Genomic DNA, 24,946 nt, shown 5'->3' with positions numbered 1-24,946 from the left:
ATCCGTCCAGGGTTATAGCCCTCCTGGCTAAGCGCGGGCTCGTGGAGCGGGAGGCGCATTGCGGGCCGGGATCGCGAGTGCGTTTGCTAAAGTAGGGGAAAATAGCCAACGGATCGGGTTTCGGACAGCGATCCAGTTTGATTTTTAATCAAGGATTTTCAAGGCGGCATGGCCGTGGCCCCCCGTCTGAAATAGAGGCGGATAGACGGCAGCGTTCAGAAACAATCCGGCTCAGCGGGTATCGGCGAATGACAGGAAATGAATACATTTTAGCGGGTTAGCCACGGAATTTCGGAATACGGCGGGGATTTCAAAATGGGCGGTCTCGGCAGCGGGCGATCAGGCGGCAGGCCTACGGTCGAGAGTTCTCTGTCTCTGCCAATGCGGACGCTGCTCGAACACAGGGACGAGCGCTGGGAGTGGAGCGGCGAACTGACCTACACGCGCAACGGCTACCCCTCGGGGAGCCTCCGGTTTGCCGTTTGGCTCGATCCTGAGAACTATTCAGGGGTCGTCGCGGTACGGCATCAGCGACAGAACCGGTGGGGCGAGGTGGAGGCGCCGGAGCCCTACGCGATCAGGCTAACGGCGACGGATCAGCCCTTCGGCGGCCTGCGGTGGTGGCTGATATGCCCCGTATCGGGGCGGCACTGCGCCGGCCTATTCCTGCCCTACGGCGCCCAGAAGTTCGGCTCCCGGCAGGCTTACCGGCTCGGGTACGTGAGCCAGAGGATGAGCCCACACGACACCTCCATCGAACGGGTGCGCAAGTTGCGGAAGAAGATTGGCGGGGGCGACAACATCACGACACCGCTCCCGCATAAGCCGAAGTGGATGCGTTGGCGCACCTATGACCGGCATGTGGCGGCGATCAGGGCGGCAGAAGGGCCGATGCTGGCACACTCGCTCGCGGCCCTCGAAAGCCTCCGGGCGAGCCTGCGCAAGAGCGCCTGAGGCCGCCGACGGCAAAGGAAATCAAAGGGTCCTCGCACGCGCGGCGTGCAATGATCCATGGCCACAAATGGCAACATCGGGCCAGGTGGGAAGCAGCTAACAAACGCTACGGGTAGGCGCTCTCGAATTTACTTGATGATTTAGCGAGGTGCCGCATGGCAACTGGGCTGAGCGCGGCTAATCCTTTGCGTCTGCAGACCTCACAAGGAAGCCCAGCAAGCCGTTCTCGGCCGCTGGGCTTCGGGCATTTCTCAATCGGTGCGACTACGGGCAGGAATGCCTCTGCCCATCGTTGCCGAGATAGGTGCCGCTGGCCCTGTCATAGGACCGGAAGCGTTGGATGCAGTAGTTCACCTGATCGGGATCGGATGTGACCTCGGTCGCAGCAGGTGCATAGCCTTCGTCGAACCCGCCGTATCCAGCCGGAGCATAGCCACCACCGTAGTACCCGGCATCGTAGCCGCCGTACCCGTAGCCGAGCCCCCCAGCGGCCAAGCCAAGCCCGAGACCCACGCCTAATCCGGCAGCTCCGTACCCAAAGCCCCGTCCGCGGTAATAGCCGCTTCGATTGCCGGCGTACCCGCGCCCGCTAAAGCCGCCAACGGCAGGACGGACGCCACCAGCTACGACGGCACCGCCACCACGTTGACCACCGACAGCAAGCCCCGAGCTGCCAGCAGCGCCGCGGAAGCCGCCCAGCCCTCCGCCGCCGCGGTATCCCCCCGCCGCGAGCCCCGAACCACCGCGGAAGCCGCCACCCGCACCTCCGATGCGCGCACCGCCAAACCCGGCGCCACCGCCGCCGAAACCGCCACCCCGGAACCCGCCTCCGCCAGGACGAGCGTCGGCTGTCGCCGGGAGGAAAGTAAACGCAGCGGCCACGGTCACTGCAGTGAGGAGAGCATGTTTCATGGGATTTGTCCGTGGTGAGAGAAGCCTCTCAGACTCAGTGAACTTCCCCCGGGTGCTTTCGGTCCATGCCCGCGACAATCCCGCTTGCCAGGAATAAGTAGCGCCAAACTGCTTAGCTGAGAGGAGCATATGCCGGCGCCTGCCGGCTCTGGATCCATTCTCATGCGTTGCCTCGTAGCAGAGGGCCGCCACATGACCGATTTTCAGAACGAAAAAGCCGAGCTTGCACACGCTGATCGGCATATCGAGGATGCAAACCGGCGTGTTGGCAGGCTGATTGAACGTATTACGGAGAACAAAGCTAAAGGGTGGGACACCATGGAAGCCGAGAGATTGCTCTCTCTGATGCACGAGGTGCTGGACCAGTGGCACGCGTACCGGCAGGTCGTCCTAGTTGCGATTGCACGGGGTGGCCGCCAGGGCTGGAACCCAGCCAGCTGAGATCGCCCGCAAGCTGATCACCACTTCATGAGAATGGGTCCGCAACGCTTTGGCTATGGCGTGCCCACGTGGGGCCTGGCATAGCGCGCCCATGGCCAACGAAGTCCCGCACCCCTACTCCATCGAAGTCTCACCATTGCCCAAGCCGGAGGGGCACTTCCAGTGGGCGATCCGCCGGAGCGGCAAGTTGATCGAACGGTCCGACCGACCCCACCGCAGCGAGGCCAAGGCCTTTGAGAGCGCCATGGAGGCTGTCGAGCGGGCCATGAAGCCGGGAGCCGATGGCGGCCGTCGCTGAGCGCGGAGCCGACCGGCGCACTCCAGGCACTCGGTCTCGCCTTGGTCGCCCAGCTTGGCGCGAATTGCCCTCATAGCCTCAAGGACGGCGTTTCGTGGTTCAGGCAGGGAACCCTACGCCGGAAAGTGTCGGAAAACGCCTGTAGCGCCTCCGCTGCGGATTTCTGGCGCATGCCGTCCGCGTCAGAGTAGGTGCAAATGGCTTGCGGGGCTTATTTCGGGGGCTTCAACCGCCGTTCGGCTTGGCGGGCCATGAAGTCGTACATCTCATGGCCCAGGACCGAGCCTCGGCCTCGTGAGGTTCGGCGTGTCTTCGCTTGAGGAGGAGCGTTGATCATCCGCCGCTTGTCGATGAAGGCCTGAACGTCTTGCTCGGTGAACCGCCGCCACTGGCGAACCGTCCCGTTCCCGATGATGATGAATGCGATGTGTCTGGCCAGGGTCTTCTTGTCGATGCCAAGGATCTTGGTGACCTCATCAGGGGTAAGAAGCTTCTCCATCACCGCCTCCGCCGATCGCGCTCACGGCCATGGTAGACGGGACGGCGGCCGGAGGTCACGGGGTCGGAAACCGCGCCCTCATTCGTCCTTCGGGCCTCCCCGCGATGCCGGCATGGCGTCGATAAAGGCCTCCAGATCGACGCGACGGATGAGGCGAACGCGGTTGACCTTGCGAGCCGACAGCTGCCCCTCCCTGAGCCATTTCCACACCATCGTCGGGCTGACGCCCATGATCTCGGCGACCTCGTCGACGCGATAGGTCAGACGCTCGGGCGCCAGCGCCGGCTTAGGTTCCGATTGGAGCTTTGCCGTCGGTTGCGGCTTCGGCGGTTCAGGCTGCGCGACGCGCTCAACCACGACCGGCGGCAGGGCCTGCACCACAGCACGAACCTCGAGTTCGATCAGCCGGCGGATCGCGTGCTCGGGGACCATGGCCCGCAGGCTGGTGGCGATATTCTCGACGACGCGGGCCACAGCGGCGTCAACGGCCTGTTGCCGCGTGTCCGGGGCACGATTACTATGGCCGAGAGGGCGCGGGCCGATGTGCCGGCCTGGGTCTCGAACCTCGAACGATCCGGGTTCGATCCGAACGCCATCGCGGCCAGCCTGTTCGGCTCGGGCGTCCCCGGGGCGAGGGTCGGCGCCGTCAACGAGGCGAAGGCGGCCAAGGGCTTCCTCGGCGAGAACAGCCCCGAATGGGCCATGCTGCGCCAGGCTGCTGTGCAACGGCTGATCGATCCCGGGGCGCCGGCCGGCAAGATCGTGGATCGCCTCCGGTCGTTCACGGAGGGTCCTGGGTCGGGCGTGGCCCGGGAGTTGTTCAACCAGGATGAGCTTGGACACTTCCGTCGGCTGGCGGTGGCGCTGCAATCGACGATCCGGCCGGACGGGGCGATGCGGTCGGGATCCGAGAAGGCGGCCGGCGCGGTGGCGAAGGCGGTCGACCTGATCGCGGGAGCCGTAGCGTTCAAGGTAGCTGGTCCGGGCGCCGGCCTCGCAACCTACGGCGCGAAGGTCGGGCAGAGGGCCTTGGTCGGCGGTGTCGGGGCGGCCAAGGCCCGGGCCTCGTTCCAAGGCGGGGCACCGCGGGTGCCGCAGCCGGCGCCTGTGCTGGATCTCCGCCAGATCGGCCCGGGGTCGGGTCTGGCAGCCGAATACGGCCTCGTTGAATAGGGCTCTGGGGCTGGCGCCAAGGCCAAGGTGGCGCCACCTTAGCGGGTAGGCCGGGCAGCGCCGAGTTGCCCGGCCGACACCCCCGTGAGAGACGATCTCCGAATGGCCGCGACGACTGCTATCGGAATGGTGATGCCGATTGCTGCGGCCTCGATTGTCAGCGTCGGGTTGTTCGCGTGGATGTGGCGGGCGCATCGTAATTACCCAGGGGGTATTTTTCGGCACGCGCGTTTTCCGCCCCCCCCTCTTTCACTTGGAGGGGGGGTTGCTCAGGCGGTGATGGTCGCGAGCAGGGTGGTGAAGGGCGTGGCCTTGGTCCGGAGGGCGGCGGTGGCGACGACGGTGCGCACGTCTGCCTCGCCTTTGGCCGCCCACATCGCCCGATAGCCGTTTGTCACCTTGCGCTGGACCACGGCCGGCCGGAGGTCGCGCTCGCAGGCGTTGTTGGTCACGTCGACCTTCCCCGGGAAGGCCACGAAGGTCAGGAGCTGGTCGCGCGCCCGCTGCATCCGGGTCTGGAGCGCTCGGGTGAGGTCGCAGGTGGCGGGCACCTTCAGGAGGGCGTCGAGATCCCCCTCCAACTCGCGCCGTTTGCGCGCCAGGGTCGAGGCGGCCAACGCGGTCAGCCGGCGGGCGAGCCCGAAGGCGTTGTCGAGCCACCACTTGAACCGCAGGGCGAGCAGGTCGTCGCTGGCTTCGGCTGCATAGGCCACGTCGCGGGCGAGGTGCGCCAGGCAGGTCTGCTGGCGCTCGCCGTGTCCCTGCTGGGCCGAGTACCGGTCCGAGAGCCACACCAAAGGCCGGTGCCCGGCCATCACCTCGCCGACGACAGCAGCAGACCGGCTCGGGGCGGCGTGATGCACCACCGCCTCCTCGCAGCGGAACACCCAGTGCCAGCTGTTGGTGCCCTCGATCCGCACCCCGGTCTCGTCCGAGGCCACCACCGGCGCCTGCCGCAGACGCGCCAGCGCCGCGTCCCGGCCCCCGGCAAAGCAGCCTTGGGCGCGCCGCAGCACGTTCATCAGCCCGCCCTGGCTGAGCTTCAGCCCGAACAGGTCCGACAACGCCGCCTGCAACCGTTCGTAGGACAGCGCCTGGAAGGTCTTCAGGTAGGTCGCCACCGCGTGCAGCCGCGACCCGAAGGGTGTCGCGTCGGCTCCCGCCGGGCGTCGGGCGGCGACCCGGGTCCGGCAGGCCGGGCAGGTCACGCACAGGCGCCGGTGCTGCTCCACCACCGGGCGAACCAGCGGCAGGTCGATCCGCTCGTGCACGCTGACGACCTCGGCCGGAAGGTCGGCCGGCAGTGGTTCGCCGCACGACGAGCAGGCGCAGGGCCGATGCTCCACCACCTGATCCGGATCCGGGGTCAGCGCCCGCTTGTGGCCCTCATGCCCGGGCTTGGCCCCGCCGGGACGGGACTTCTCCCGCCTCTCCTTGCGATCCGTGGCCGGCGGCTTGGACGAGGTGCGCGAGGTCTTCTCCGGCCGGTGCAGCTTCAGCACCAGCTCGATCAGTTCCTCCTTGCTCAGGCGCTCCAAATCGCTGCGGCTCATCCCGACAGGGAATCAGCCAAACCATCAGACGGCAAGGGGGGGCGACATGACACCTAAGCCGCGACCGAGCCGCCCGTCACGGCACCCCCCTGGGTAATTACGGCGCATCAACATGACCGCGCTCACGGCAAGGCTCCTTGGTATTTGACGATATCTATATTTATAGTCCCAGCGATATACGGAGCATTAGGATACTGGCTGACGGGGAAAGCATCAACCGAATACGTCGATGTGTTTCGGGTTGCGATGGTTGCTCAAGCGATTACCTTCGCGTTCTTATTCTGCTTATCAAGCGCCTTATGGGCGGGTCGCGGCAAACCGCTGAGTTCTCGGGCCTTCCCTGCAGCTTTCGCTCTTGGGCTTGCCGTCCTGGTCCTCTCCGGTGCCTTCATGGGCTGAAACAGCGAGCCCCGCCGGCCGGGTGGCCTGACGGGGCGGTGCCGTGTCCACACGGCGGGGGCGATACGCAACACGGCCCGGCCGCTAGATATAGAACAGGGCGATTAGCGCTTCCTCAATCCGGCTGGGCCGGCGCTCAGGCTGCATCATGCACGTCAACGACCATCTCAGCGCCTAGGGCGTGGAATGCCGCGTCCAGTTGCTCCAGTCGCGATCGGTGGTCGAGCCGAAATAGCCGGTCCACGCTCTCACGGTTCCAGCTAAGTCGGCGCGCGAGTTCGGCGCGCGTGATGTCGGCGTTTCTCATACGCAGGTACAGCAGCGCCTTGAGTGAAGTCAGGGGTGTGAGCTTCACCGTAGCATCCACGCAATCGGGCAGCGGATCTCGGGGATCTAGCGGAATAGGCAGATGACCGTTCGCGCTGATCCGTGCGCCGATAGCCTCCTCGATTGCCTCCCCGGCCTGATGAATGGCATCCTCTCGGGTCTCTCCGAAGGTCGTGACCTCCGGAAAAGCCGGTGACGTGACGAGGAACGTATCGTTGTCGTCTGGCGTCAGGCAAATCGGAAAAATCACCATCACTTCAACCCCAGGTCTTTCTTGATCTTGTTGACCAAGCCGGTGCCAAGCTCTTTGCCGCTACCGTGCATCGGCAGCTGCGACGTTCGATCACCGCGGCGCACGGTCAGGTGGCCGCTACCGCCCTTGTGGCTTTCGAAGCTGCATCCGGCTTGCGCGAGCCACCGCTTGAGTTCCTGAGCATTCATGCAAACTAGTGTCCTCCACACTAATGTGGAAGTCAACATAAGTGTGGAGTCATCCTAGAGCCGAGTGCCGACACGCTGAACTCCTCCACGCGGCCTGGAACGGCGTCGGGGAGGAGTTTGGGGTATCAGGCCCAGGATCAGGGGCGGTGCTCGAACAGCTTGCGCACCTCAGCAACCTCCGGCGGCTCGGCACACTGCAGCAGCTTGGCGGCTTCGGCGTGGCAAGCGAGCCAGCGATCGGCGAAGTAGAGGAGGCGCCCGCCAGCCCGATCAAACCCGACGCGGCTCACGCGCTCGCTGGCGCGCTCCATCCGCCGGTGCAGGTAGCGGACCCGGATGCAGAGCCAGAGGAACCGGGCGACTTGGCGCGGGGAAAGCCGGGGCTCGGCGGAGGGGATCGCGGTCGGCATCAGCAGCCCGCCAGCCACAGCAGTATCAGGGCGGCGGCGGTGACGACGTTGCCCTTTCCGGCCTCGTGACCAGCCCGTGCGAGCACCTGGCGCTGAATGGCCCGGAGGCGCATCAGCCCGAAGGCAACGCCGCGGGGCTGGCCGAGAGCGAGGGACAGGCGGGCGGTGGTAGCGATCTTCACGCGCGGTTCTCCGGGGTGGTGGTCTCAAGGTCGAGGTCGGATCCGCGCAGCCAGACGACTTGCGAGACGTGTCCCTCAGGAGCGCCAAGGGACGGCTCATTGTCGGCGCCGTCCTCGAGGTCGGGGTCACCATCCATCTCGTTGAGGATGGCAATGAGTTTGTCGGCGGTGTCGAGGGCGGCTTGCGCAGCCACCTCGATCTGTTCGCGGAAGGCGGCCTGCGCATCGCACGGAGTGGCAGTCTTAGGGCGAGGCCGGAAGGTGATGACGTTCGCCACGGATCAGGCCTCCAAGGCGTCGTCGGGGCCGGACTTGCCGGCGAGTGCCCAGGCGGGGAGCGAGCCTTCGCCCTGCTGCACGAGCATCGCGGCCCACTGCGCCTGGCTATCGGCCGAGTACTCAAAGCCGGTCCACCCGTGCAGCGGATCGACGCCGCTGACCGACATCATGGCTCGAACCGCGGCAGCGAAGCGCTTTTCGTCCGGATAGCGCTCGTGATCATGGCCGTCGTTCTCGGCCATCCCGATCGCCCCTTCAGCCCAGACGCTCATGGCGAGTGCCAGCACTCCGAGCCCGGCGAGCGTCTTCGGGGCGGGCAGGTCAACGATGCGGCTGGCCGTATCCCAGCAGTGGACCGTGACAGCGCGACAGGCCATTCCCTCCGGGCTGTAGTCGTGCGCGTGTTCGAGGATGGGCCGGCAGGCGCGATCCCAGTCCCAGGCCTGCCGTAGGGCGGGCATCAGGGCGACGTGGGGTTCGGCCCACGCGGAGCCGGCAGAGCGATCACGGCTGGCGGGGAGGCCTCGGGGACGAACAGCACGAGTTCGGCGAGGCGGGCGTTGAGCTGCGCGCCGAGATGGCAGCCGCCGAGCCCGGCCGTCAGCAGGTTGTCGGCCTCCTTGGCCACGTACCAGCGAAGGTGGGCGATCAGGGCGTGCGCGCCGGGGCGCGTGCTACAGGCGGTACCGAGAAGGGCCTGCGCGGCCTCGTACTCGGCTTCCTCGGCCTCGGGCGCCTCGTCGTCGCGAGCGATCTGGAACGCCGCCCAGGCGCGGCGGTGAGCCCGGATGGCCGACAGGATCGGGTCAGCAACCGCCACAGGCGCCGGGAGGGCGAGGACGGCGGTGGGGGCGGTGGGGCCGGAACAGCCTTCGCCACCGGAGCGGCGAGGAGGGCCGCGGCGCCGGCCACGATGGCGCGGCGGGACGGCATGACGGTCAGAAGGGCGAGCGTCATCGAGACCATGAGCGGGGCTCCTGATTGGAAGTCGTCGGGTGGTGGATGTGTGGTCCGGGGTTCCGCCCCGGGCGGATCAGTGCGCCTTGGCGGCGCGGGCGGCCTTGGCGAGCGCCCAGGTGGCCTTGAGGGTGACGGACAGCGCTTCCTGCCAGGAGCAGCCGAAGCGGCCCTGGTGGACCCGAGCAGCGGCGCAGGCGGCAGCCATGATGGCGGCGCGGTCGTATTCGCCAGCGACCACGAGAGGGCGGCGCTTGGCGGAGGTAGCGGCGATCAGGCCGCGGGCGGCGAGGAGGCCGGCGGGGCGCTGCGTGCGGCTGCCGCGCAGCTCGTGCATCGCGGTCATCCAGTCGATTTTGCGGGTGGCGGACATCGGCTCGCCCTTGGCTGCGCGTCTGATGTGAGATAAGATATCTGACCTTAGACGCAGGTCAAGACGAAATATCGAATGTCAGACGAAAAACCGATCTCGCCATGGCAGAGCCGCGGCGCGAGGGCCATCCTAGGGTGGACACGCGAGCAGTTGGCGAAGGCAAGCGGAGTGTCTAACGCAACACTAGCCGACTTTGAGGCAGGTAAGCGCACGCCTTACGATCGCACTCTAGTCGATGTTCGCCGCGCCCTTGAGGCAGCTGGTCTTGAGTTCATCCCTGAGAACGGCGGCGGCGCAGGCATCCGCTTCCGCAACCGGGCTGATGGGACACGGGCCGAACACTGAGCGACCGCATTCCAGCGCTCCATAAAAGGGAACCCCATTTTTTAATCGGAAATAGGGGCGTACCTGGGGAACGCGCTCATATATGCGAGCTGTAAAAGGCCCCTTTTTCGGGCTGCCCGGTGGAGATCAATGACCGACATCGAGACGATCAAGGGCACGGACGGCGGGGACTTCTTTGCGGTTGAGCGCCCCATGTGGGCCAAGGTCTGCGCCCGCGCGAGCATGAACGAGGCAGTGGCCTACCTCATCCTGGCGCGCGGGGCGCACTTCGGCACCCGGGACACCGCGTGGTCGACCGATGCCGTCGAGCGCTACACCGGGATCGCCCGGCCGAGGGCCAAGAAGGCCATCCAGGATCTCGTGCAGTCCGGCCTACTGCAGCAGAAGCGCGCCGGCACGAAGCCGCTCTACCACCTGCCTACCGCCCACGAGTTCGAGAACCCGCCGAAGCCGGCCGTGACGCTGACGGATGGGGAGCAGGCCGTCCTCGACATGATTGCGGCGGCTGGCGGCCCCGTCGATGTCCCGTACACGAGCACGGCGAAGAACGGGTGGCCGAAGGGCCGGCCGAACGACATCGCACGCGAGCTGCTGCGCAAGGGCAAGGTCCGGTACGCCCCGAACAAGGCGTTCGCCTTCGAGGTCGCGCCCGAGAAGGTGGAGGAGGCGCCAAAGCCCGAATGGATCTGGCTCCCGAACAGCCTCGTGGACGGCGTTGCGGGCGCTGTCGCGCCGGTTGAGCAGGTGCGCCAGACGCAGGACGTGGTTGCGCTTCGGCTGTTCGTAGATCTCTACTTCTCGCAGAGCCTCGCCATGAACGGCGGCGTGCACTGGCGGCAAGTCCGGCGGGAGTACGATAGGCACTTGGTCGGCCAGAGCGGCCCGTACAATGTGTGGGGGTTCGTGAGGGGCGGCCGGACTGGCTTTGGCTCGTCAACGTTCATCGCGCCGTTTCTGACGAACACCATGAAGACCTTTACCCGCGACGACGGCAGCACCTACCAGCAAGATCCCGGCTGGCCGGCATTCTGGGCCGCCCTGTCGAAGCTCGAACAGCTAGAGCTTGTCCAGTCCGTCGCGCACATCATCGATGCCGACACCGATGAGGGCGAAGTCATACACCCCTATGGAATGCTCGCCGGCGAGCCGGGGGAAAATGAGATCGCTCAGGAGGCCTACTTGGCGGGCGAGCGGCTTTTGACATCCGGCCAGCGCGAATGGGCAGCCGATCGGAGGCTGTGGCTGCTACCCGTCCTCCGGCACATCGAGAACGTCCAGATGGTCGGTCTGCTGCGGCTGCGCCACCGGGCTCGAACCGCGGCGACCGCTGAATGGCTGTCCGGCGCCGAGGGGTGGTCTATCTGGGTCGATCGCTACCGGGAGGTGGGCCAGAAACCCGCGTCCGATCAAGGGGATGCAACATCAAAGGAGGATCAACGGGGTATCCAAGGTGCATCAAGGGTGGGTCAAGGTGGTATCAAGGGGGGATGATTATCCCCGTAGGAGCACACCACCTCCTCACTTCGTTCGGAGGTGGACGTCGTCAGGGAGGGGCATCATGAAGAAGCCGAACCGGGCGGACCTCTACCTCCCGCGGGAGAGGTTGCCGGCCATGTCATTCGACGACGCCGGAGACGCAGCCTGCGGCGAGCCCGTGTCCGGCCAGATCCCTGAGACCTTGGATGGCGGATGCCGGCTCTACCGGCCGGACTTCCGCCAGCGGGCCCGCGGTGAGACGGCCCCGGGGGACCGTCCATGAACACCGCCTTCCTCCTGATGGCGCAGTACGGCGGTGCAGCCGTGATCCCGATCGACGCCGTGTGCAGGGACTATTTCTGGCACCTGACGCCGCAGAAGCTCGTGCAGAAGATATCGGCTGGGGCCATCGCCCTGCCCCTCGTCCGGATGGAGGCCAGCGAGCGGTGCGCCAAGGGCGTGCACCTGGTCGATCTGGCGAAGTGGATCGACGAGAGGGCCGAGGCCGCCCGCAAGGAGTGTCGGCAGCTCAGCGGCCGGTAGCCGGACTGGAAGGCGGGCGGCGCCCTGCCCCTACAGCCCCGCCATTCCGGCCGGGTTCTGTTTGAACAGCTGCCCGCTGCGGATGTAGCCGGACGTTGTGTCGAAGCGCTTGTGCCGGAGCTGGCGCTGGATCGCGTGCCCTGGCGCATCATTCACCGCGGCCGACGTGGCGAGCCCAGACCGGAGCGAGTGCCCGGCATAGGTCGCGGCGATGCGGGCGGCCTCCTCGGGCGTGCGCCCCTCGGCGAGAGCATGGGCGACCACGGCACGTTGAAGGATGCGAGCCACGGCGTGATCCGTGATGGCCGCGGCGCCAATCTGGCCGTGCCGGTTGATGGGGCGGAAGGCCGGACCCTCCGTGAGCCCCGACGCCTGCACCCATGCCCGGAAATTCCTGACGGGGCACGTGTCCGGGTTCGAGCCGTATGGAATGCCGATCTCCACGCCCTCGGCGCCCTGGTCGGTCTTCGATCGCCCGATGTGGACCACGAGGCCGTCAGGTCGCTCCTCAAGCCAGTTGCCGGCGCAGGCCGCCAGTTCGATCCCGGCAAGCTCGGAGCGGCGCAGCGCGGCGCCGAAGCCCACCAGGATCAGCGCACGGTCGCGCAGGCCCGTCAGGGTGTCGGGGAGCAGGGCCAGCACCTTGCGCAGGTCAGGCGTCATCAGGGGGCGCTTCTTGGCGGCCGGCGTGGCGTGTGCGCGGCGAATGCCGGTCCAGGCATCCCGGAAGGCAGGGGACGAGGTGTCGAGCCGGTGGCCGATCGCGGCGTGCGCCTCACGGATCGCAGCTAGACGACGTTGTAACGTGGAAACTTTCAACGTGGTCACGTGGTCGATGAGGTAGGAGAGCACGGCTGCGGGCGCCGCCGGCAAGGCGGGTAGGCCTCGCGCGGCGCACCACTCTTCAAAGGCCCGCATGTCGCTGGCGTAGGCCCGGCGCGTGTTCGAGGCGCGGGCGAGCTTGGCATAATCGCGGGCCTGCTCGGCGAAGGGCTGGAGCGCGGTCGGGATCGGGAGGGCGACTTCGGTGCTCATGGCTGGTGCAGCTCCCGGCGCCTCGGCGCTGACATCCGGTAATGTCGTGTTATCGGACCTTAGCCTGAGAGCGCTAGAACTGTCCACTGACAACGGGCCACGTCGTCACGTTACCACGTGGTAAGTTGGAACGTTGCTACTGGCGACTCACGGTCGGTCTGTGATAGGCCAAGCTCATGCACGTCCTCGCCCTCACCACCCAGAAAGGCGGGTCTGGAAAGACCACGCTCGCCGCATCGCTCGCCGTCGCGGCGCTTCAGGACGGCGAGCGCGTCGCCATCCTCGACACGGATCAACAGCGGTCGTTGACCAGCTGGGGGCAGCGCCGGAAGGCCGGCGACCTGGCAGTGCAGGCGGTCGAGCCGAGCGGGTTCAAGACCGCGCTGGGGCGCCTCCGTTCGGATGGGAGCACCACGCTCGCGATCGTCGACACGCCCGGCCTGTTCGGTGCCGGCGTCACGCTCGTGCTTCAGGAGGCGAGCCTGTGCCTCCTGCCGGTCAAGCCCAGCATTCTCGACGTGGAGGCGGCGCGGCCGACCGTGGAGCAGCTTCGGATGCTCGGACGGCGGTTCGGGTTCGTGCTCAACCAGTGCAACGCCACAACCCAGGCCCGCACCCTGGACGCTGCGACGGCGCTGGTGAAGGCGGGCGCGCTCGCCCCCTCAATGGTCGCGAGCCGATCCGACTTCCTCGACGCCATGACGACGGGCCAGGGCGTCACGGAGTTCGCGCCGCGCGGCAAGGCCGCCGTGGAAATCCGCCTGCTCTGGCAGTGGGCGAAGTCGCAACTGGAAGGATCTGCCAATGGCTAAGGCCCCGCGCCCCTCAATCAACGACCAGCTCGCAGCCATCGCGGCCCAGGGTGCCAGCAACGTGACGACGTTGCCACGTGGTAACGTGGAAACTGGTAACGGACGGCGTGACAACGCTGCACCTGAGCACGTGGCGCCCGCCCCTGTGGCGCGCCTCTCCTCTGAGGCCGATGTCCCGGACGGGTTCAAGCGCCGGGTTCGGGTCGAGAAGCCTCACGCCTCGGTTTACGCCCACCCGAAGGTGTTCAAGGCGATCCGGGAGATTGCCGCCGCGCAGGGCTGCAAGCCTCATGACATCTACCTGGAGGGCCTGCGGCTCGCGCTCCGGGCGCACGGGCGCGACTTCGATGCGCTGAACCGGGGAGAGTAGGGGAGATCACCGAAGGGTCTGTGTTCCGGCCGGTGTCACGGTCAGGCAGGGTTAGAATGACAAAGCGGGATACCAACACCGCTCGCCTCACCACTCAGGCCGTCGCCAACATCGTGAAGCGGTACGCCACCGCTGCCAGGCTCGATGCCTCGACCTTCGGGGCTCACTCCCTGCGAGCCGGCTACATCACGACCGCTGCCGAGCGCGGTGCGGATCTCGCCCGCATTATGGACCAGTCTGGCCACAGAGATACGCGCACAGTGGTTTCATATATTCGCCGCGCGAACGCGTTTAAGTCTCACTCAGGGAGCGGTTTTCTATGACAGCGCAAGAAAGGACGATGCTACACAGAATGGCGGGAGGCAATCTTTTGGCGTAGCTCGCATCAGAACAAAGGAGTTTTAAAAACTCCCTACACAGAACCGCGACGTTCTGTAATTATTTCTTCATAATCAACTGAGAAAGCTTTCAAAAATATCTCTTCACGGACAAGGTTCGGAATATAAATGATGGTTTCAATGTTCATATATGTTATGAAAGATGAACCCATAAGCAGCTTCTCGACCACATCAACTACATAAGAGCCGGCTGGCTGTGCACCATCAATTGCGCTCAGCCGGAAGGGATGATCGAACATGACGATCTCACGAGTTGTACGCATAGTTCATAGCCAAGTTATCAATAAAAATAGAATTCAAAAATCAACTATGCCTCCAAGTTGGGAGTCCTCATGTCACGAGATTTGATATTACGGATGATTTTATTTGCCGCATCGGCGGAAATTTCACCAGCAGTCACAAGCTCCTTAACGGCAAGAGAAAATTCTTGCGATGTCAGTCCATTGAGCCGCAACTCAGACCGCAGTTTGTCAGTCAACCGCATCATCATGAGATCATGTTTGATCTCAATTTTTGAGGGTAGAGCTAGGCTTCTGCCAAAATTTTTGGACGCTTTCATGGCTGTGAACTCCGTTATTTTATTATCATTATTTATTTGAAGATCGGTCGTCCTCCATATCATAGTGTGTATTTATAGCACATCACACCATGAATGGATATCGAGATCATGCTGGCATATTTCGTTCTTTCTAAAGTTCCCCACATGTTAAGTGTTTTAGTTAATAAATGACCACAAATTCGCTATTGGCCTGCGTATATCAATTTGAGTTCCGTGATTTAAACCATTGATCGGCAGCTGCTCTTCGGTTCTTCGGATCGCCCATATGAACTATCTTTTCGACAATTAAATTTTTATTACGTTCGATCGCCGCAAATCTTCTAACAGCGTCGTATTTCACCGCTCCGGACATCACCGCAACTGTCTGGTTTGTCGAATTTTCAACGTGAGTCATGTTCTTGCCCTCTCAAATCTGCATTTTCAAATGCACCGACTTAAAAGCCAATGATCACCCTGTGAGAAGGTTCCTTATTTGCAAAAATTTCACGCATAAACGGCCTGATTGCACTAAATTTTATAGGGCAGAAATGCTGCACGATGAGTACCTGCTCCACCAAATAGGACTTGGGCACGAACGTGCTGTGATCGGCACATCGCATCGCGCGACGCCGGGCGACACCGCCCCGAGGTGATCACTAGGCGGATGTGCAGCCAACGCTCAGAACCCGAGCGGCAAGCGCAAAGCCGTTCATCTATCCTGGCATCTCGATGTCGCTACGGCTCTCCAGAATGTCCCAGGCCTCGTCAGCGCACGCTGCTTCGATGACAGCGAACCCAGCGTCCGGCGGCGTCCAGCAAGTCGCTCGCCATCATGCGTACGAGGCACGTTAGCCGTAAACTTCGACGCCGACCGACATTTCTAGGAGGGCATTGGCAGGCCCGATGAAGCTGCCCGTCACCGGCATGATCTGGCGAATGTCGCGCGCTACAGCGACCGGGATCAGGTTCGCTCCTCCCACGCTGCGGTTGGTTGGGTCAAAGGTGATCCACCCTGCGCCGGGTAGGTACACTTCGCCCCAAGCATGAGTGGACCCGCCATCGGCCGACCCGAGCAGTGTACGCGTGGGGTCATGCAGATAGCCCGAGACAGCCCTTGCGCCGAAGCCAAGGCTCCGGACCGCCTCAACAAAGAGCGTAGCCAGATCCCGGCAGGATCCTAGGCCCGATGACAAGGTTTGGCTCGGCGACTGTGTGCCCTCATCCTCCCGGGCCTGGTAGGTGATCCCGGCACCCACACCAGCATTGATGTCCTTGAGGAGCGACAGAGTGTCGGTGGGGTAGCCCGCAACGAACCCCTGCGCCCAGTTTTGCAGGCGATCCCCATCGGGGTACTGCCGAACCGTCAGTGCTCCCAGGTCCGTCCACTCGTCGTCTGAGTACCGGAAGGGAAACGAGATGGCCGAGGCGGCGATGTCGAAGACCGGATAGGTAGCCGAGGAAAGCTCGACCTGAGCTGCGCTGTCGATGACGAGCGTGTCGGACTGGGTTTCAAAGGTGGCGGTCGCAACCGCGTTCCCGGCAACATCGCTGGCCCATGTCACAGTCGCATTCGGCGTCACTGTGATGTCGCTCGAACGGAGCCTCAGGTCCCGGGCCTCCCGTGGGCGCAACATCAGCCGATGCGGTCCGAGCCCGACGGGCTGTCTGTAGCGGTAAGTCGTCCGGTGGCTGATGCGTAGATCGACCAAGGGATGCTCCTTATGAACCATATCGTAACGCTCCCCAAGCCGAGCGGTCCTTCGCGCGATCAAAGACTGTCCGAGTACTGGCGTGCAATCACACCTCGGATGATTGGCAAGTGCTCGTCGAGCATGTCACCGATGGCCTTCTCGTCAGGGTTGTCGACGATCCTCGAAATCCATTACCGCGTCGAGCGGTATCCTGAGCAGCCGCGATCCGACTCGGAAAGCCCGCAGCTCCTGCCGCTTGATCAGGTTGCGGACGTGGTTGGCCGAGCAGGACCAGCGCTCGGCGAGCTGCTCTGGGGTCAGGGGCCGCGGGGCGGGGTTCGCCATGGCTCGGATCTCCTCACCTGCCGTCCTAATCCTGGCGTCTGGCCGGCCTGGGTGCCGCCGGGTACGGCCCCTGGAACAGGTCGCCCATGGCCTTGCGCCGGAACACGGTGCGCCAGCGGCGCCGCTGATGCTCATTACGGTCGTGCAGCATGTGGCAGCGCTGGCAGAACGCCGCGAGGTTAGCGTCCTCGTTGTTGGCTGTATCGTGGTCGCGATGACCTGTTGCCAGCACCACCTTCGTGACGCGGACTCGGGCGAGCAAATCCTCGTCACGCAGCCGCTGCCGGAGTCGGCGTCCCCGGCCGTCGCGCCAGCCCAAGATCTCGGCATCCCACCACCGCCCGTCGCCGAGATGGAAGACCCGCTGCAGGTGCGGGCGGGCGCATTCCTCGCATCGTCCCCGCGCCCGGCGGAAACGGATCGCGTCGGAGAGCTGGGGCCAATCGATGGGGTAGAAGAAGCGGTGCTCCGGCCGGATCGGCATCCCTGCTCCATGGATCAAAGGGTGGCATTCGATGATGCCTACCAATCTACACGGATAAGCTTGTTCTTCGTTGAATACCAATCTTGCCTCGCTGGGGTGGGTCGGTTTTTCCTGAGCGCTCGCTACGAAACTGACCGCAAAATCTTTGGGTTCTAACAAAAAATATAAATACAATTTCATATGATATTATATGAGTCTATTTTGGTCGTATATATTTTAGAAAATAATTACAAATTGTTAATATTTTATCCGATGGTTCGTATAGCATGACAATATATGACACATCAATACAGGGAATATATTCATGAAAAAAATGGATGAATTGGACAGAAAGATATCAAAATTTAACGGAAAGAGAGAAGAAATAGTTGAGGAAATCGATCAGTCAAAACACGCTTTGGGGCAACCGTCTTTGATTTTGATCGATCATCGGAATGTAGTCCGAGATTGTCTTTATATATGCTTATCCAAAGCCTTTCCAAATGATAAAATAATATCATTTTCGCTAACTGATGACTTATTTAAATCTAGTATCAAGCTTATAGAAGGAGATGTAATAATTTTATACTATGATATACAGCAAAATTTGCAGAGAAAAGCAGCGCGCGACGAGTTATTTTCGCGAGTAGGCCATGGTATTAATGTGGTTCTTATGTGCGAAGGTGATGATGTTCGTGATGTGATGGGGTGTTTGGATGATGGAGCACGTGGTTATATCCCGACCAATGTCAGCCTCCAGGTGGCAATTGAAGCAATACGACTAGTGCGTGCTGGCGGCATCTTCATTCCGGCAAACTCCCTGCTCAAGTCCTATAGCTCCGCCACTGATCCTGATCCGCCGCGCCATTTTACTCCACGCCAGGCAGACGTTTTGGGGCAGCTACAAAAAGGTAAATCTAATAAGATTATTGCCTTCGAACTCGCAATGAAGGAAAGCACCGTCAAGGTACACGTGCGCAATATCATGCGGAGACTTGGTGTAACAAATAGAACAGAGGCTGTTGTTGAAATGAAGAAAAATTATGATGTTGATTACAACAAATTTAAATAATTCAATCTAAATAAATGATCGCAATTTAGGGGACATGCATTATGTCTAACCGACGAGAGTTATATAGAAGCCCCAACGGGGATTGTTGGTACCTAGGGCGAGAACCAGTGGATGGTAGAACTTTCGTAATTACCCAGGGGGGTGCCGTGACGGGCGGCTCGGTCGCGGCTTAGGTGTCATGTCGCCCCCCCTTGCCGTCTGATGGTTTGGCTGATTCCCTGTCGGGATGAGCCGCAGCGATTTGGAGCGCCTGAGCAAGGAGGAACTGATCGAGCTGGTGCTGAAGCTGCACCGGCCGGAGAAGACCTCGCGCACCTCGTCCAAGCCGCCGGCCACGGATCGCAAGGAGAGGCGGGAGAAGTCCCGTCCCGGCGGGGCCAAGCCCGGGCATGAGGGCCACAAGCGGGCGCTGACCCCGGATCCGGATCAGGTGGTGGAGCATCGGCCCTGCGCCTGCTCGTCGTGCGGCGAACCACTGCCGGCCGACCTTCCGGCCGAGGTCGTCAGCGTGCACGAGCGGATCGACCTGCCGCTGGTTCGCCCGGTGGTGGAGCAGCACCGGCGCCTGTGCGTGACCTGCCCGGCCTGCCGGACCCGGGTCGCCGCCCGACGCCCGGCGGGAGCCGACGCGACACCCTTCGGGTCGCGGCTGCACGCGGTGGCGACCTACCTGAAGACCTTCCAGGCGCTGTCCTACGAACGGTTGCAGGCGGCGTTGTCGGACCTGTTCGGGCTGAAGCTCAGCCAGGGCGGGCTGATGAACGTGCTGCGGCGCGCCCAAGGCTGCTTTGCCGGGGGCCGGGACGCGGCGCTGGCGCGTCTGCGGCAGGCGCCGGTGGTGGCCTCGGACGAGACCGGGGTGCGGATCGAGGGCACCAACAGCTGGCACTGGGTGTTCCGCTGCGAGGAGGCGGTGGTGCATCACGCCGCCCCGAGCCGGTCTGCTGCTGTCGTCGGCGAGGTGATGGCCGGGCACCGGCCTTTGGTGTGGCTCTCGGACCGGTACTCGGCCCAGCAGGGACACGGCGAGCGCCAGCAGACCTGCCTGGCGCACCTCGCCCGCGACGTGGCCTATGCAGCCGAAGCCAGCGACGACCTGCTCGCCCTGCGGTTCAAGTGGTGGCTCGACAACGCCTTCGGGCTCGCCCGCCGGCTGACCGCGTTGGCCGCCTCGACCCTGGCGCGCAAACGGCGCGAGTTGGAGGGGGATCTCGACGCCCTCCTGAAGGTGCCCGCCACCTGCGACCTCACCCGAGCGCTCCAGACCCGGATGCAGCGGGCGCGCGACCAGCTCCTGACCTTCGTGGCCTTCCCGGGGAAGGTCGACGTGACCAACAACGCCTGCGAGCGCGACCTCCGGCCGGCCGTGGTCCAGCGCAAGGTGACAAACGGCTATCGGGCGATGTGGGCGGCCAAAGGCGAGGCAGACGTGCGCACCGTCGTCGCCACCGCCGCCCTCCGGACCAAGGCCACGCCCTTCACCACCCTGCTCGCGACCATCACCGCCTGAGCAACCCCCCCTCCAAGTGAAAGAGGGGGGGGCGGAAAACGCGCGTGCCGAAAAATACCCCCTGGGTAATTACGAACTTTCGTTATCCATCAGCCCAACGGTCCGTCAGGTAGCCGTCTGCGCCATATCGAGCTAGGAGCTTTCCTGAGCGATGGAAGCGGGAAACCAGAGCAACAGGCTTTGCTCCGCTTGATTGGCACTCTTGTTGACGTCCCGCCGTATGCGGACGACGCCTGAAGACTGCACAGCCCGAGTTGCGCTGGCGGGCGTGCTCGTGCAACTCGCAGCCCTCGACGCGCGGTGTACCCACGGCTCGCGGCGGATCATGGTCCGCAGCGCAAGTGAGCCAGGTGCTTGCCAGGAATGCAGGGTAGCGGCGGGCCGGGGCGTTCCCTCCAGATGGAGACCCGGCCCGCCATCAGGCCGCCATACTGCGAGAGGCTTCGCGAACCAAGCGTGTCGAGGCATCGACCTCTTGAGTAGAGATGGCGATCAGGCCGATGCTGCGGCTAATCTCGGAGACCGCCTGCGTCATGGCATGCATGTTGGCGGACATCTCATGTGCGACCGCAGCTTGCTGCTCTACTGCCGTTGAAATGGCCGAGGAAATCTCATTGACTTCGCCGATGGTCTCGCCGATCCCCGAAATGGCGGTTGCCGCTTGGTTGGCCGCCGTCTGCGTCTCGGCAATCTGACCGCTGATGCTCTCGGTCGCCCGGGCGGTCTGCGCAGCGAGCTGCTTGACCTCGGCGGCAACGACTGCGAACCCCTTCCCGGCCTCGCCGGCCCGCGCCGCCTCGATGGTGGCGTTGAGCGCCAAGAGGTTGGTCTGTGACGCGATGCCCGAGATCAAAGCGACCACGTCGCCGATGCGCTGTGCTGCCGAGGCCAGTCCGGCGACCACGGTCGAGGTCGCATTGGCCTGCTCGACGGCTCGCATGGTGACCTGCAGCGCCAAGCTGACCTGCCGGCCGATCTCGCCGACCGACGAGGCTAGTTCCTCGGCGCCGGCGGCGACGCCCTGCGTATTGCCCGACGCCTGCTCGGCAGCGCTCGCCACACCCACCGCTTGCCGTGACGCGTGCGAGATCGACGCGGCGATGCCGTCAAGGTCACGGTCAACGCCGCGGTGGAGTTCGGCCCGGCGCAGGCGCTCGGTTACAGCAGGCGTGACGTCGGTGGCGAATTTCACGACCTTCACCAATTGCCCGGAGGCGTCACGGACTGGGTTGTAGGTAGCCTGGATCCAGACTTCCCGCCCGCCCTTACCTATGCGCCTGTATTCGGCCTGCTGGAACTCGCCCCGACGAAGCCCGTCCCAGAAGTTGCGGTAGGCCAGACCGTTGCGTTCGGCCAGGTCAACGAACATCGAGTGGTGCTTGCCGCGGATTTCGTCGAGACCATAACCCACGACTGAGAGGAAGTTGGCGTTAGCCGTAACGATGGTACCGTCGAGCTCAAACTCGATGGTACCTTGCGACCGATCGATGGCATCAAGTTTGGCGGCGTTACCAGCGCTGTGCATTATCTTGGCTGTAATATCTGTGGCGCAATTGAACACGCCGTAAGGCTTGCCGTTACGACCGAATAGCGTATTGTAACTAGCCTGTATCCAGATTTCGCGGCCGCCCTTGCCGATGCGCTTATACTCGGCCCGCTGGAACTCACCGCGGCGAAGTGCCTCCCAGAACTGCCGATAGGCATCGCTCTCGCGCTCAGCAGGATCGACGAACATGGAGTGATGTTGGCCCCGGATCTCCTCCAGCTGGTAGCCGAAGGCCGCTAGGAAGTTGGCGTTGGCCGTGACCACCTTGCCGTGGAGATCGAATTCGATCAATGCTTGTGATGCATCGAGCGCATTCAACTTATCTTTGAGATCGCTATTTAGAATTATCATTTGATGTGTCCAACTCAGTTGTGCCAAATTTGTTGAATAAAAGCTGAGTGCTACAAGTTAAAAATAATTTTATATGGCATCAAATATTTGGGCTAGGCCAACAGACTGAAGCCACCATCGTCCCGAACGGGTTTGTCATACTCCTGGTCGAGCATGGTTCGCCGGTGAAAGCGCACGCTACGCACCTCGGGGAGAAGCTGCGGTGCGACGGGCTTGCGGTCTCGGCCTACCGCTGCTCCGCTTGGTTCACCGACAAGCGGGTGAACGGCCATCGGGCCATCTATCCCGCCACCTCTGAGGCTGCCAACCCGCCAAAGTTTGACGAACCGTTGCCGTTCATGCCGAATGCGACCTTGGGCGGCTCGCATCCGGTGAGTCGCGCTTGAGGATCACCGCCGCGACAGCAGCCACCTGAAAAAGCAAGACCCCGGAGGCCTGCCAGGGCCACCAGGGTCTAGAGCCCCAAGGGGGCCGATCCAGTTCCAACAGCTCGGATCATCCCCCGAAATCGCTGTGCGAGTCAATCTGAAAGCGTCGCTTTCGGAGACGGGCTCGGCTTGCCTGTGACGGACCGCCCGACCGGCGGCGCCGAATGCTGAACCGCGGCCCGAGAGGGCCGAACGATGACGTGTGCCTACCGCTTGCCGCGCTCTGTCGCGGACAGGCTTGAGACGGCCCTGCGCGGCCGGAAGAACGCGGCTGCCTGCCTCGCCCTGGCGACGTGGCTCGGGCGGTTCTGGAGCGCCCCCAGGCGGCTGCTCTACAGCTTCCCGGTCGATAGGAGGGCGATCGCCGGCCGGGAGGACCTTGGCCTGTCCGAGGCCCGGGTCCGTGGGGCGCTCGCCGTGCTCGAGGAAATTGGCTTCGTCGCCCGGTACGAGCCCGACCCAGGCAAGCGATACCAGCGGACGGCCGAGGGCCTGCACAGGCGCCCGCTGCTGTTCCGGTTCGCCGAGGAGTACGCCGTGGCATTCACGACCGCGAATGCCCGCGCTCAGGCGGCTCGCGGAGCCCCTGCGCCAGCAAGGCGCCCAATCCCGCGCCCCGAGCCGCAGCGGGCGCCAGCACCCAACGTCGCCGCTCCCAGGGCTATGCCAGCACCTCAACTCGCCCAAAAGCAAGCTTCCCCGGAAAAGGGGGTGATTATGGGTGAGGAGCGGAGGGGTTCGCCCCTTGAGGCTGCGATAGAGCGGCTACGGCGAGGCCTTGGCTTATGACCGGTAGGGCCATGGAAACGTCCCAAGCTCTGCCGGAAGGCAGGGTCGCAGGTCGGGCAGAGCCTTTTTCGGCTCCTCGGTGCAAGGGAAATTGTATCTGGTGAGTAAATGTGCGCAGCCGCAAAACGGCAACATAATCGAGGCGAGCATGCCTCTCACGATGTTATGAAGCCTGCAAACTTTGCCTATTTCTGATGATAGACCGCACCAATTAACATTTCTCCTAACCGTAATTATATGATCTACGCAGTTGACGTGGGCTAAAATCCTTGCATGCAATCGGCATCGCTCGATTTGGAGGGATACATGAGTGAGATCGAAGCCTCTGTGCTCAATTCAATCGGGCGCACCCGAGACATCATAACGACCTATGTGGCACATAATGTCGTCCAATCCTCGGCGTTGCCCGAGCTGATCGCATCGGTGCATGCTGCATTGCGGAGCCTCGACACCCCATCTCCTGTCGAACCCGAGAGACTGACGCCACCAATCCCAATCCGCAAAACGGTGACGGCGGAGCACATCATCAGCCTTGAGGATGGGAAGCCGTACAAGGCGCTGAAGCGACACCTATCTGGACGGGGCCTCACGCCCGACGAATACCGGGCGAAATGGGGCCTACCGCGCGACTATCCAATGGTGGCGGCCAACTATGCAGCCCAGCGTTCCGAACTCGCCAAGAACAATGGGCTGGGGCAGGGACGGAAGGGAACCGCTAGAAAAGCGAGGTAGTATCAACCATCGATGATCCAACACCGTGTGCGACTTCGCACGGCACGTGCCTCTTTCGTGATCTAAATCAGAAGCGCCCTCCATGGGCGTTTCCTCCTTAGACTTCGGCCGCTCGCAAGGGCGGCCTTTTGTTTCTGAGGATGCGGCGGCGGTCCGGCTGTCAGCCCCCCTCAGACGTCGGACCGTCGCTTAGTGCTGCCCACACCTCACAGGTGCAGCCACTTCACTGCATAGCGTAACGGCCGCCTCGCTGCTCAATGAAGCTACTGATCTGTTTGAAAAGCGTATCAGGCTGAAGAAATTTCATCAGTCGGCATCATCTGAGGTTTTATGGTGATCCGATGACTGTTCGGGCTGCTGTCGTGAGGAGGTCCATTTCGAAAATCTATTTTGACTCTTCTTGGTGGAAGATGGCTGTGCTGGCATTTCTGACAGCCGCGCCACGCGCTTCTGAAACTCTTCATTGGAAGGGCTGCTGGCAGCACCGGTAATAAAGCTATTTGCCATAATGACCTCTCCATTTTCTCGGTAGGTTCCCGAAATCGATAGATCTGGAGAGAGTGACAGAGCGTGTGCTCAGCATAAGCGAAGCGACGAAGCCCAGTGATCCGGCCAAAAATCGATCTGTTTTATATGGGTTGTCGTTATTCCCATCGCAAGACACACCGAAAAACATCGCTGTTTTCTGAGGTTCCGATGGGAAATAGATGCTCGGGTGGTTCGTCATAGGCACAGCCAATCTGCCGCCTCGTGGAGGCTGGCCCAGACGTTCTCAGGACAAAGGCGCCTTACCGCCGTCACGGCATCCTGAGAGCGCCGAAGGGCAGGATACCCGCCTCGACACCAGCGTCGCCGGCTGCCCGCGGTACGATCCAGCTGGCACGTTAACAAGTCGAGGGGAGCCCTGTCCCCTGAACGGCGCTCAATGTAAGATCGAAGCGATATCCTACACTTAGGAGCCGTCATGAGCCGCGGGCTGGGGATCAGGCAACGGGCGCTCCTGTCGGCCCTGGCTCGCCTCGATGAGGGCGGGCCGCCGCGGTGGCACACACCGGCGGAGGTGCTGGCCGCGATGGGGCCGCTACCGATCGGCCGCGCCGAGAGAGCAGAACGGCACTTCGACCGGGCGGACCGGGCGCAGATCGCCCACCTTCGGGAGCTTGTCGCCGCGGGACATCACTTCGCCGCTGGCGGCATCGCCGTGCGGGAGGCACAGATTGCGGACCGGGAGCATCGGTGGCGGTGGGCGGCTCCTCGGGCGCCGAACACGGCCAGGGCATCCAGCAGGGCCGGGGAGGCGGCCA

The 24,946-nt window shown here is 63.2% G+C and carries 34 protein-coding genes; 13 read left to right on the top strand and 21 right to left on the bottom strand.

Translation table 11 applies throughout. From position 1 onward, the window contains the following. Positions 1–315 precede the first annotated feature (315 nt). Positions 316–954, top strand: a complete 639-nt coding sequence (locus AC3AOF_RS33510; protein WP_488349479.1) for a hypothetical protein — start codon at positions 316–318, stop codon at positions 952–954. 264 nt (positions 955–1,218) lie between these two features. On the opposite strand, the gene AC3AOF_RS33505 is transcribed toward AC3AOF_RS33510, so the two are convergent. Next, on the bottom strand, positions 1,219–1,308 hold the full coding sequence (locus AC3AOF_RS33505; protein WP_488349493.1) for a BA14K family protein: 90 nt from the start codon (positions 1,306–1,308) through the stop codon (positions 1,219–1,221). A gap of 269 nt (positions 1,309–1,577) precedes the next feature. Continuing rightward, entirely contained in the window at positions 1,578–1,733 is a 156-nt protein-coding gene (locus tag AC3AOF_RS33500) for a hypothetical protein (protein WP_488349478.1), read from the bottom strand. Positions 1,734–2,058: 325 nt separating this feature from the next. Here AC3AOF_RS33500 and AC3AOF_RS33495 point away from each other — a divergent pair, with 325 nt between their 5' ends. Beyond that, a complete protein-coding gene (locus AC3AOF_RS33495) occupies positions 2,059–2,307 on the top strand; it encodes a hypothetical protein (protein WP_488349477.1) in 249 nt (82 codons plus the stop codon). A 91-nt stretch (positions 2,308–2,398) separates the two neighbouring features. Then, a complete protein-coding gene (locus tag AC3AOF_RS33490) occupies positions 2,399–2,605 on the top strand; it encodes a hypothetical protein (protein WP_048436661.1) in 207 nt (68 codons plus the stop codon). A 211-nt stretch (positions 2,606–2,816) separates the two neighbouring features. On the opposite strand, the gene AC3AOF_RS33485 is transcribed toward AC3AOF_RS33490, so the two are convergent. Both AC3AOF_RS33485 and AC3AOF_RS33480 read right to left on the bottom strand, forming a co-directional pair. Next, positions 2,817–3,104, bottom strand: coding sequence for a helix-turn-helix domain-containing protein (locus AC3AOF_RS33485; RefSeq protein WP_488349476.1), 288 nt, complete (start codon positions 3,102–3,104; stop codon positions 2,817–2,819). A 78-nt stretch (positions 3,105–3,182) separates the two neighbouring features. Beyond that, positions 3,183–3,578, bottom strand: a complete 396-nt coding sequence (locus AC3AOF_RS33480) for a helix-turn-helix domain-containing protein (RefSeq protein ID WP_488349475.1) — start codon at positions 3,576–3,578, stop codon at positions 3,183–3,185. Positions 3,579–3,623: 45 nt separating this feature from the next. Between AC3AOF_RS33480 and AC3AOF_RS33475 the strand changes: the two genes are divergently transcribed. Continuing rightward, on the top strand, positions 3,624–4,277 hold the full coding sequence (locus AC3AOF_RS33475) for a hypothetical protein (protein WP_488349474.1): 654 nt from the start codon (positions 3,624–3,626) through the stop codon (positions 4,275–4,277). Between the two features lie 269 nt (positions 4,278–4,546). On the opposite strand, the gene tnpC (AC3AOF_RS33470) is transcribed toward AC3AOF_RS33475, so the two are convergent. The 9 genes from tnpC (AC3AOF_RS33470) to AC3AOF_RS33430 form a co-directional block, all read right to left on the bottom strand. Then, positions 4,547–5,830 carry an IS66 family transposase gene (gene tnpC, locus AC3AOF_RS33470; protein WP_236993540.1) on the bottom strand — a complete coding sequence of 428 codons (1,284 nt, stop codon included), beginning with the start codon at positions 5,828–5,830 and terminating at the stop codon, positions 4,547–4,549. A 535-nt stretch (positions 5,831–6,365) separates the two neighbouring features. Continuing rightward, the gene (locus AC3AOF_RS33465) at positions 6,366–6,809 is read right to left on the bottom strand and encodes a type II toxin-antitoxin system HicB family antitoxin (protein WP_488349473.1); all 444 of its coding nucleotides are present in this window, start codon (positions 6,807–6,809) and stop codon (positions 6,366–6,368) included. Then, positions 6,809–6,997 carry a type II toxin-antitoxin system HicA family toxin gene (locus tag AC3AOF_RS33460; protein ID WP_083469137.1) on the bottom strand — a complete coding sequence of 63 codons (189 nt, stop codon included), beginning with the start codon at positions 6,995–6,997 and terminating at the stop codon, positions 6,809–6,811. The genes AC3AOF_RS33465 and AC3AOF_RS33460 overlap by 1 nt, the downstream gene beginning before the upstream one ends. Positions 6,998–7,134: 137 nt before the next feature. After that, positions 7,135–7,407, bottom strand: a complete 273-nt coding sequence (locus AC3AOF_RS33455; RefSeq protein WP_488349472.1) for a hypothetical protein — start codon at positions 7,405–7,407, stop codon at positions 7,135–7,137. After that, positions 7,407–7,589 carry a hypothetical protein gene (locus AC3AOF_RS33450; protein ID WP_488349471.1) on the bottom strand — a complete coding sequence of 61 codons (183 nt, stop codon included), beginning with the start codon at positions 7,587–7,589 and terminating at the stop codon, positions 7,407–7,409. The genes AC3AOF_RS33455 and AC3AOF_RS33450 overlap by 1 nt, the downstream gene beginning before the upstream one ends. Continuing rightward, positions 7,586–7,867, bottom strand: coding sequence for a hypothetical protein (locus AC3AOF_RS33445; protein WP_488349470.1), 282 nt, complete (start codon positions 7,865–7,867; stop codon positions 7,586–7,588). Before AC3AOF_RS33445 ends, AC3AOF_RS33450 begins: the two co-directional genes overlap by 4 nt. Positions 7,868–7,870: 3 nt before the next feature. Continuing rightward, the gene (locus AC3AOF_RS33440; RefSeq protein WP_488349469.1) at positions 7,871–8,329 is read right to left on the bottom strand and encodes a hypothetical protein; all 459 of its coding nucleotides are present in this window, start codon (positions 8,327–8,329) and stop codon (positions 7,871–7,873) included. Next, positions 8,329–8,688: a hypothetical protein gene (locus AC3AOF_RS33435; RefSeq protein ID WP_488349468.1), complete on the bottom strand. Its 360-nt coding sequence runs from the start codon at positions 8,686–8,688 to the stop codon at positions 8,329–8,331. The genes AC3AOF_RS33440 and AC3AOF_RS33435 overlap by 1 nt, the downstream gene beginning before the upstream one ends. Positions 8,689–8,901: 213 nt before the next feature. Beyond that, positions 8,902–9,198, bottom strand: coding sequence for a hypothetical protein (locus AC3AOF_RS33430; RefSeq protein ID WP_488349467.1), 297 nt, complete (start codon positions 9,196–9,198; stop codon positions 8,902–8,904). Positions 9,199–9,273: 75 nt separating this feature from the next. On the opposite strand from AC3AOF_RS33430, the gene AC3AOF_RS33425 reads away from it, so the two are divergent. From AC3AOF_RS33425 to AC3AOF_RS33415, 3 genes are all read left to right on the top strand, one after another. After that, entirely contained in the window at positions 9,274–9,543 is a 270-nt protein-coding gene (locus tag AC3AOF_RS33425; RefSeq protein WP_488349466.1) for a helix-turn-helix domain-containing protein, read from the top strand. A 129-nt stretch (positions 9,544–9,672) separates the two neighbouring features. Further along, positions 9,673–11,034 (top strand): hypothetical protein, encoded by a 1,362-nt coding sequence (locus AC3AOF_RS33420; RefSeq protein ID WP_488349465.1) that lies wholly within the window; start codon positions 9,673–9,675, stop codon positions 11,032–11,034. Positions 11,035–11,298: 264 nt separating this feature from the next. Then, complete coding sequence (locus tag AC3AOF_RS33415) at positions 11,299–11,562, top strand: pyocin activator PrtN family protein (protein ID WP_488349464.1); 264 nt, start codon at positions 11,299–11,301, stop codon at positions 11,560–11,562. A gap of 30 nt (positions 11,563–11,592) precedes the next feature. Here the strand turns inward: AC3AOF_RS33415 and AC3AOF_RS33410 are convergent, their stop codons facing one another. Beyond that, on the bottom strand, positions 11,593–12,597 hold the full coding sequence (locus tag AC3AOF_RS33410; protein WP_488349492.1) for a site-specific integrase: 1,005 nt from the start codon (positions 12,595–12,597) through the stop codon (positions 11,593–11,595). A gap of 176 nt (positions 12,598–12,773) precedes the next feature. Between AC3AOF_RS33410 and AC3AOF_RS33405 the strand changes: the two genes are divergently transcribed. From AC3AOF_RS33405 to AC3AOF_RS33395, 3 genes are read left to right on the top strand one after another with little or no spacing between them, the layout of a single operon-like run. After that, entirely contained in the window at positions 12,774–13,409 is a 636-nt protein-coding gene (locus AC3AOF_RS33405) for a nucleotide-binding protein (protein ID WP_488349491.1), read from the top strand. Continuing rightward, positions 13,402–13,779, top strand: coding sequence for a hypothetical protein (locus AC3AOF_RS33400; protein WP_488349490.1), 378 nt, complete (start codon positions 13,402–13,404; stop codon positions 13,777–13,779). The genes AC3AOF_RS33405 and AC3AOF_RS33400 overlap by 8 nt, the downstream gene beginning before the upstream one ends. Positions 13,780–13,835: 56 nt before the next feature. Continuing rightward, positions 13,836–14,102, top strand: a complete 267-nt coding sequence (locus AC3AOF_RS33395) for a tyrosine-type recombinase/integrase (protein ID WP_488349489.1) — start codon at positions 13,836–13,838, stop codon at positions 14,100–14,102. Positions 14,103–14,191: 89 nt separating this feature from the next. Here AC3AOF_RS33395 and AC3AOF_RS33390 read toward each other — a convergent pair whose 3' ends face one another. From AC3AOF_RS33390 to AC3AOF_RS33365, 6 genes are all read right to left on the bottom strand, one after another. Continuing rightward, the gene (locus tag AC3AOF_RS33390; protein WP_488349488.1) at positions 14,192–14,416 is read right to left on the bottom strand and encodes a hypothetical protein; all 225 of its coding nucleotides are present in this window, start codon (positions 14,414–14,416) and stop codon (positions 14,192–14,194) included. A 68-nt stretch (positions 14,417–14,484) separates the two neighbouring features. Next, positions 14,485–14,736 (bottom strand): hypothetical protein, encoded by a 252-nt coding sequence (locus tag AC3AOF_RS33385; RefSeq protein ID WP_488349487.1) that lies wholly within the window; start codon positions 14,734–14,736, stop codon positions 14,485–14,487. A gap of 199 nt (positions 14,737–14,935) precedes the next feature. Continuing rightward, entirely contained in the window at positions 14,936–15,130 is a 195-nt protein-coding gene (locus tag AC3AOF_RS33380) for a hypothetical protein (RefSeq protein WP_488349486.1), read from the bottom strand. A 433-nt stretch (positions 15,131–15,563) separates the two neighbouring features. Then, positions 15,564–16,424, bottom strand: a complete 861-nt coding sequence (locus AC3AOF_RS33375) for a transglutaminase family protein (RefSeq protein ID WP_488349485.1) — start codon at positions 16,422–16,424, stop codon at positions 15,564–15,566. A gap of 144 nt (positions 16,425–16,568) precedes the next feature. After that, positions 16,569–16,751, bottom strand: coding sequence for a helix-turn-helix domain-containing protein (locus AC3AOF_RS33370; RefSeq protein ID WP_488349484.1), 183 nt, complete (start codon positions 16,749–16,751; stop codon positions 16,569–16,571). Between the two features lie 25 nt (positions 16,752–16,776). After that, positions 16,777–17,235 carry a hypothetical protein gene (locus AC3AOF_RS33365; protein ID WP_488349483.1) on the bottom strand — a complete coding sequence of 153 codons (459 nt, stop codon included), beginning with the start codon at positions 17,233–17,235 and terminating at the stop codon, positions 16,777–16,779. Positions 17,236–17,539: 304 nt separating this feature from the next. On the opposite strand from AC3AOF_RS33365, the gene AC3AOF_RS33360 reads away from it, so the two are divergent. Continuing rightward, positions 17,540–18,286 carry a response regulator transcription factor gene (locus AC3AOF_RS33360; RefSeq protein WP_488349482.1) on the top strand — a complete coding sequence of 249 codons (747 nt, stop codon included), beginning with the start codon at positions 17,540–17,542 and terminating at the stop codon, positions 18,284–18,286. 226 nt (positions 18,287–18,512) lie between these two features. Continuing rightward, on the top strand, positions 18,513–19,796 hold the full coding sequence (gene tnpC / locus AC3AOF_RS33355; RefSeq protein WP_236993540.1) for an IS66 family transposase: 1,284 nt from the start codon (positions 18,513–18,515) through the stop codon (positions 19,794–19,796). Positions 19,797–20,214: 418 nt separating this feature from the next. On the opposite strand, the gene AC3AOF_RS33350 is transcribed toward tnpC (AC3AOF_RS33355), so the two are convergent. Further along, positions 20,215–21,693, bottom strand: a complete 1,479-nt coding sequence (locus tag AC3AOF_RS33350; RefSeq protein WP_488349481.1) for a methyl-accepting chemotaxis protein — start codon at positions 21,691–21,693, stop codon at positions 20,215–20,217. 1,523 nt (positions 21,694–23,216) lie between these two features. Between AC3AOF_RS33350 and AC3AOF_RS33345 the strand changes: the two genes are divergently transcribed. Continuing rightward, on the top strand, positions 23,217–23,642 hold the full coding sequence (locus tag AC3AOF_RS33345) for a Ros/MucR family transcriptional regulator (RefSeq protein WP_488349480.1): 426 nt from the start codon (positions 23,217–23,219) through the stop codon (positions 23,640–23,642). Positions 23,643–24,946 lie beyond the last annotated feature (1,304 nt).

Source organism: Methylobacterium sp. 142-1Y, assembly GCF_057747795.1.
Note: the sequence above shows the minus strand (reverse complement) of the source record. Positions and strands in the feature narration are given on the sequence as shown.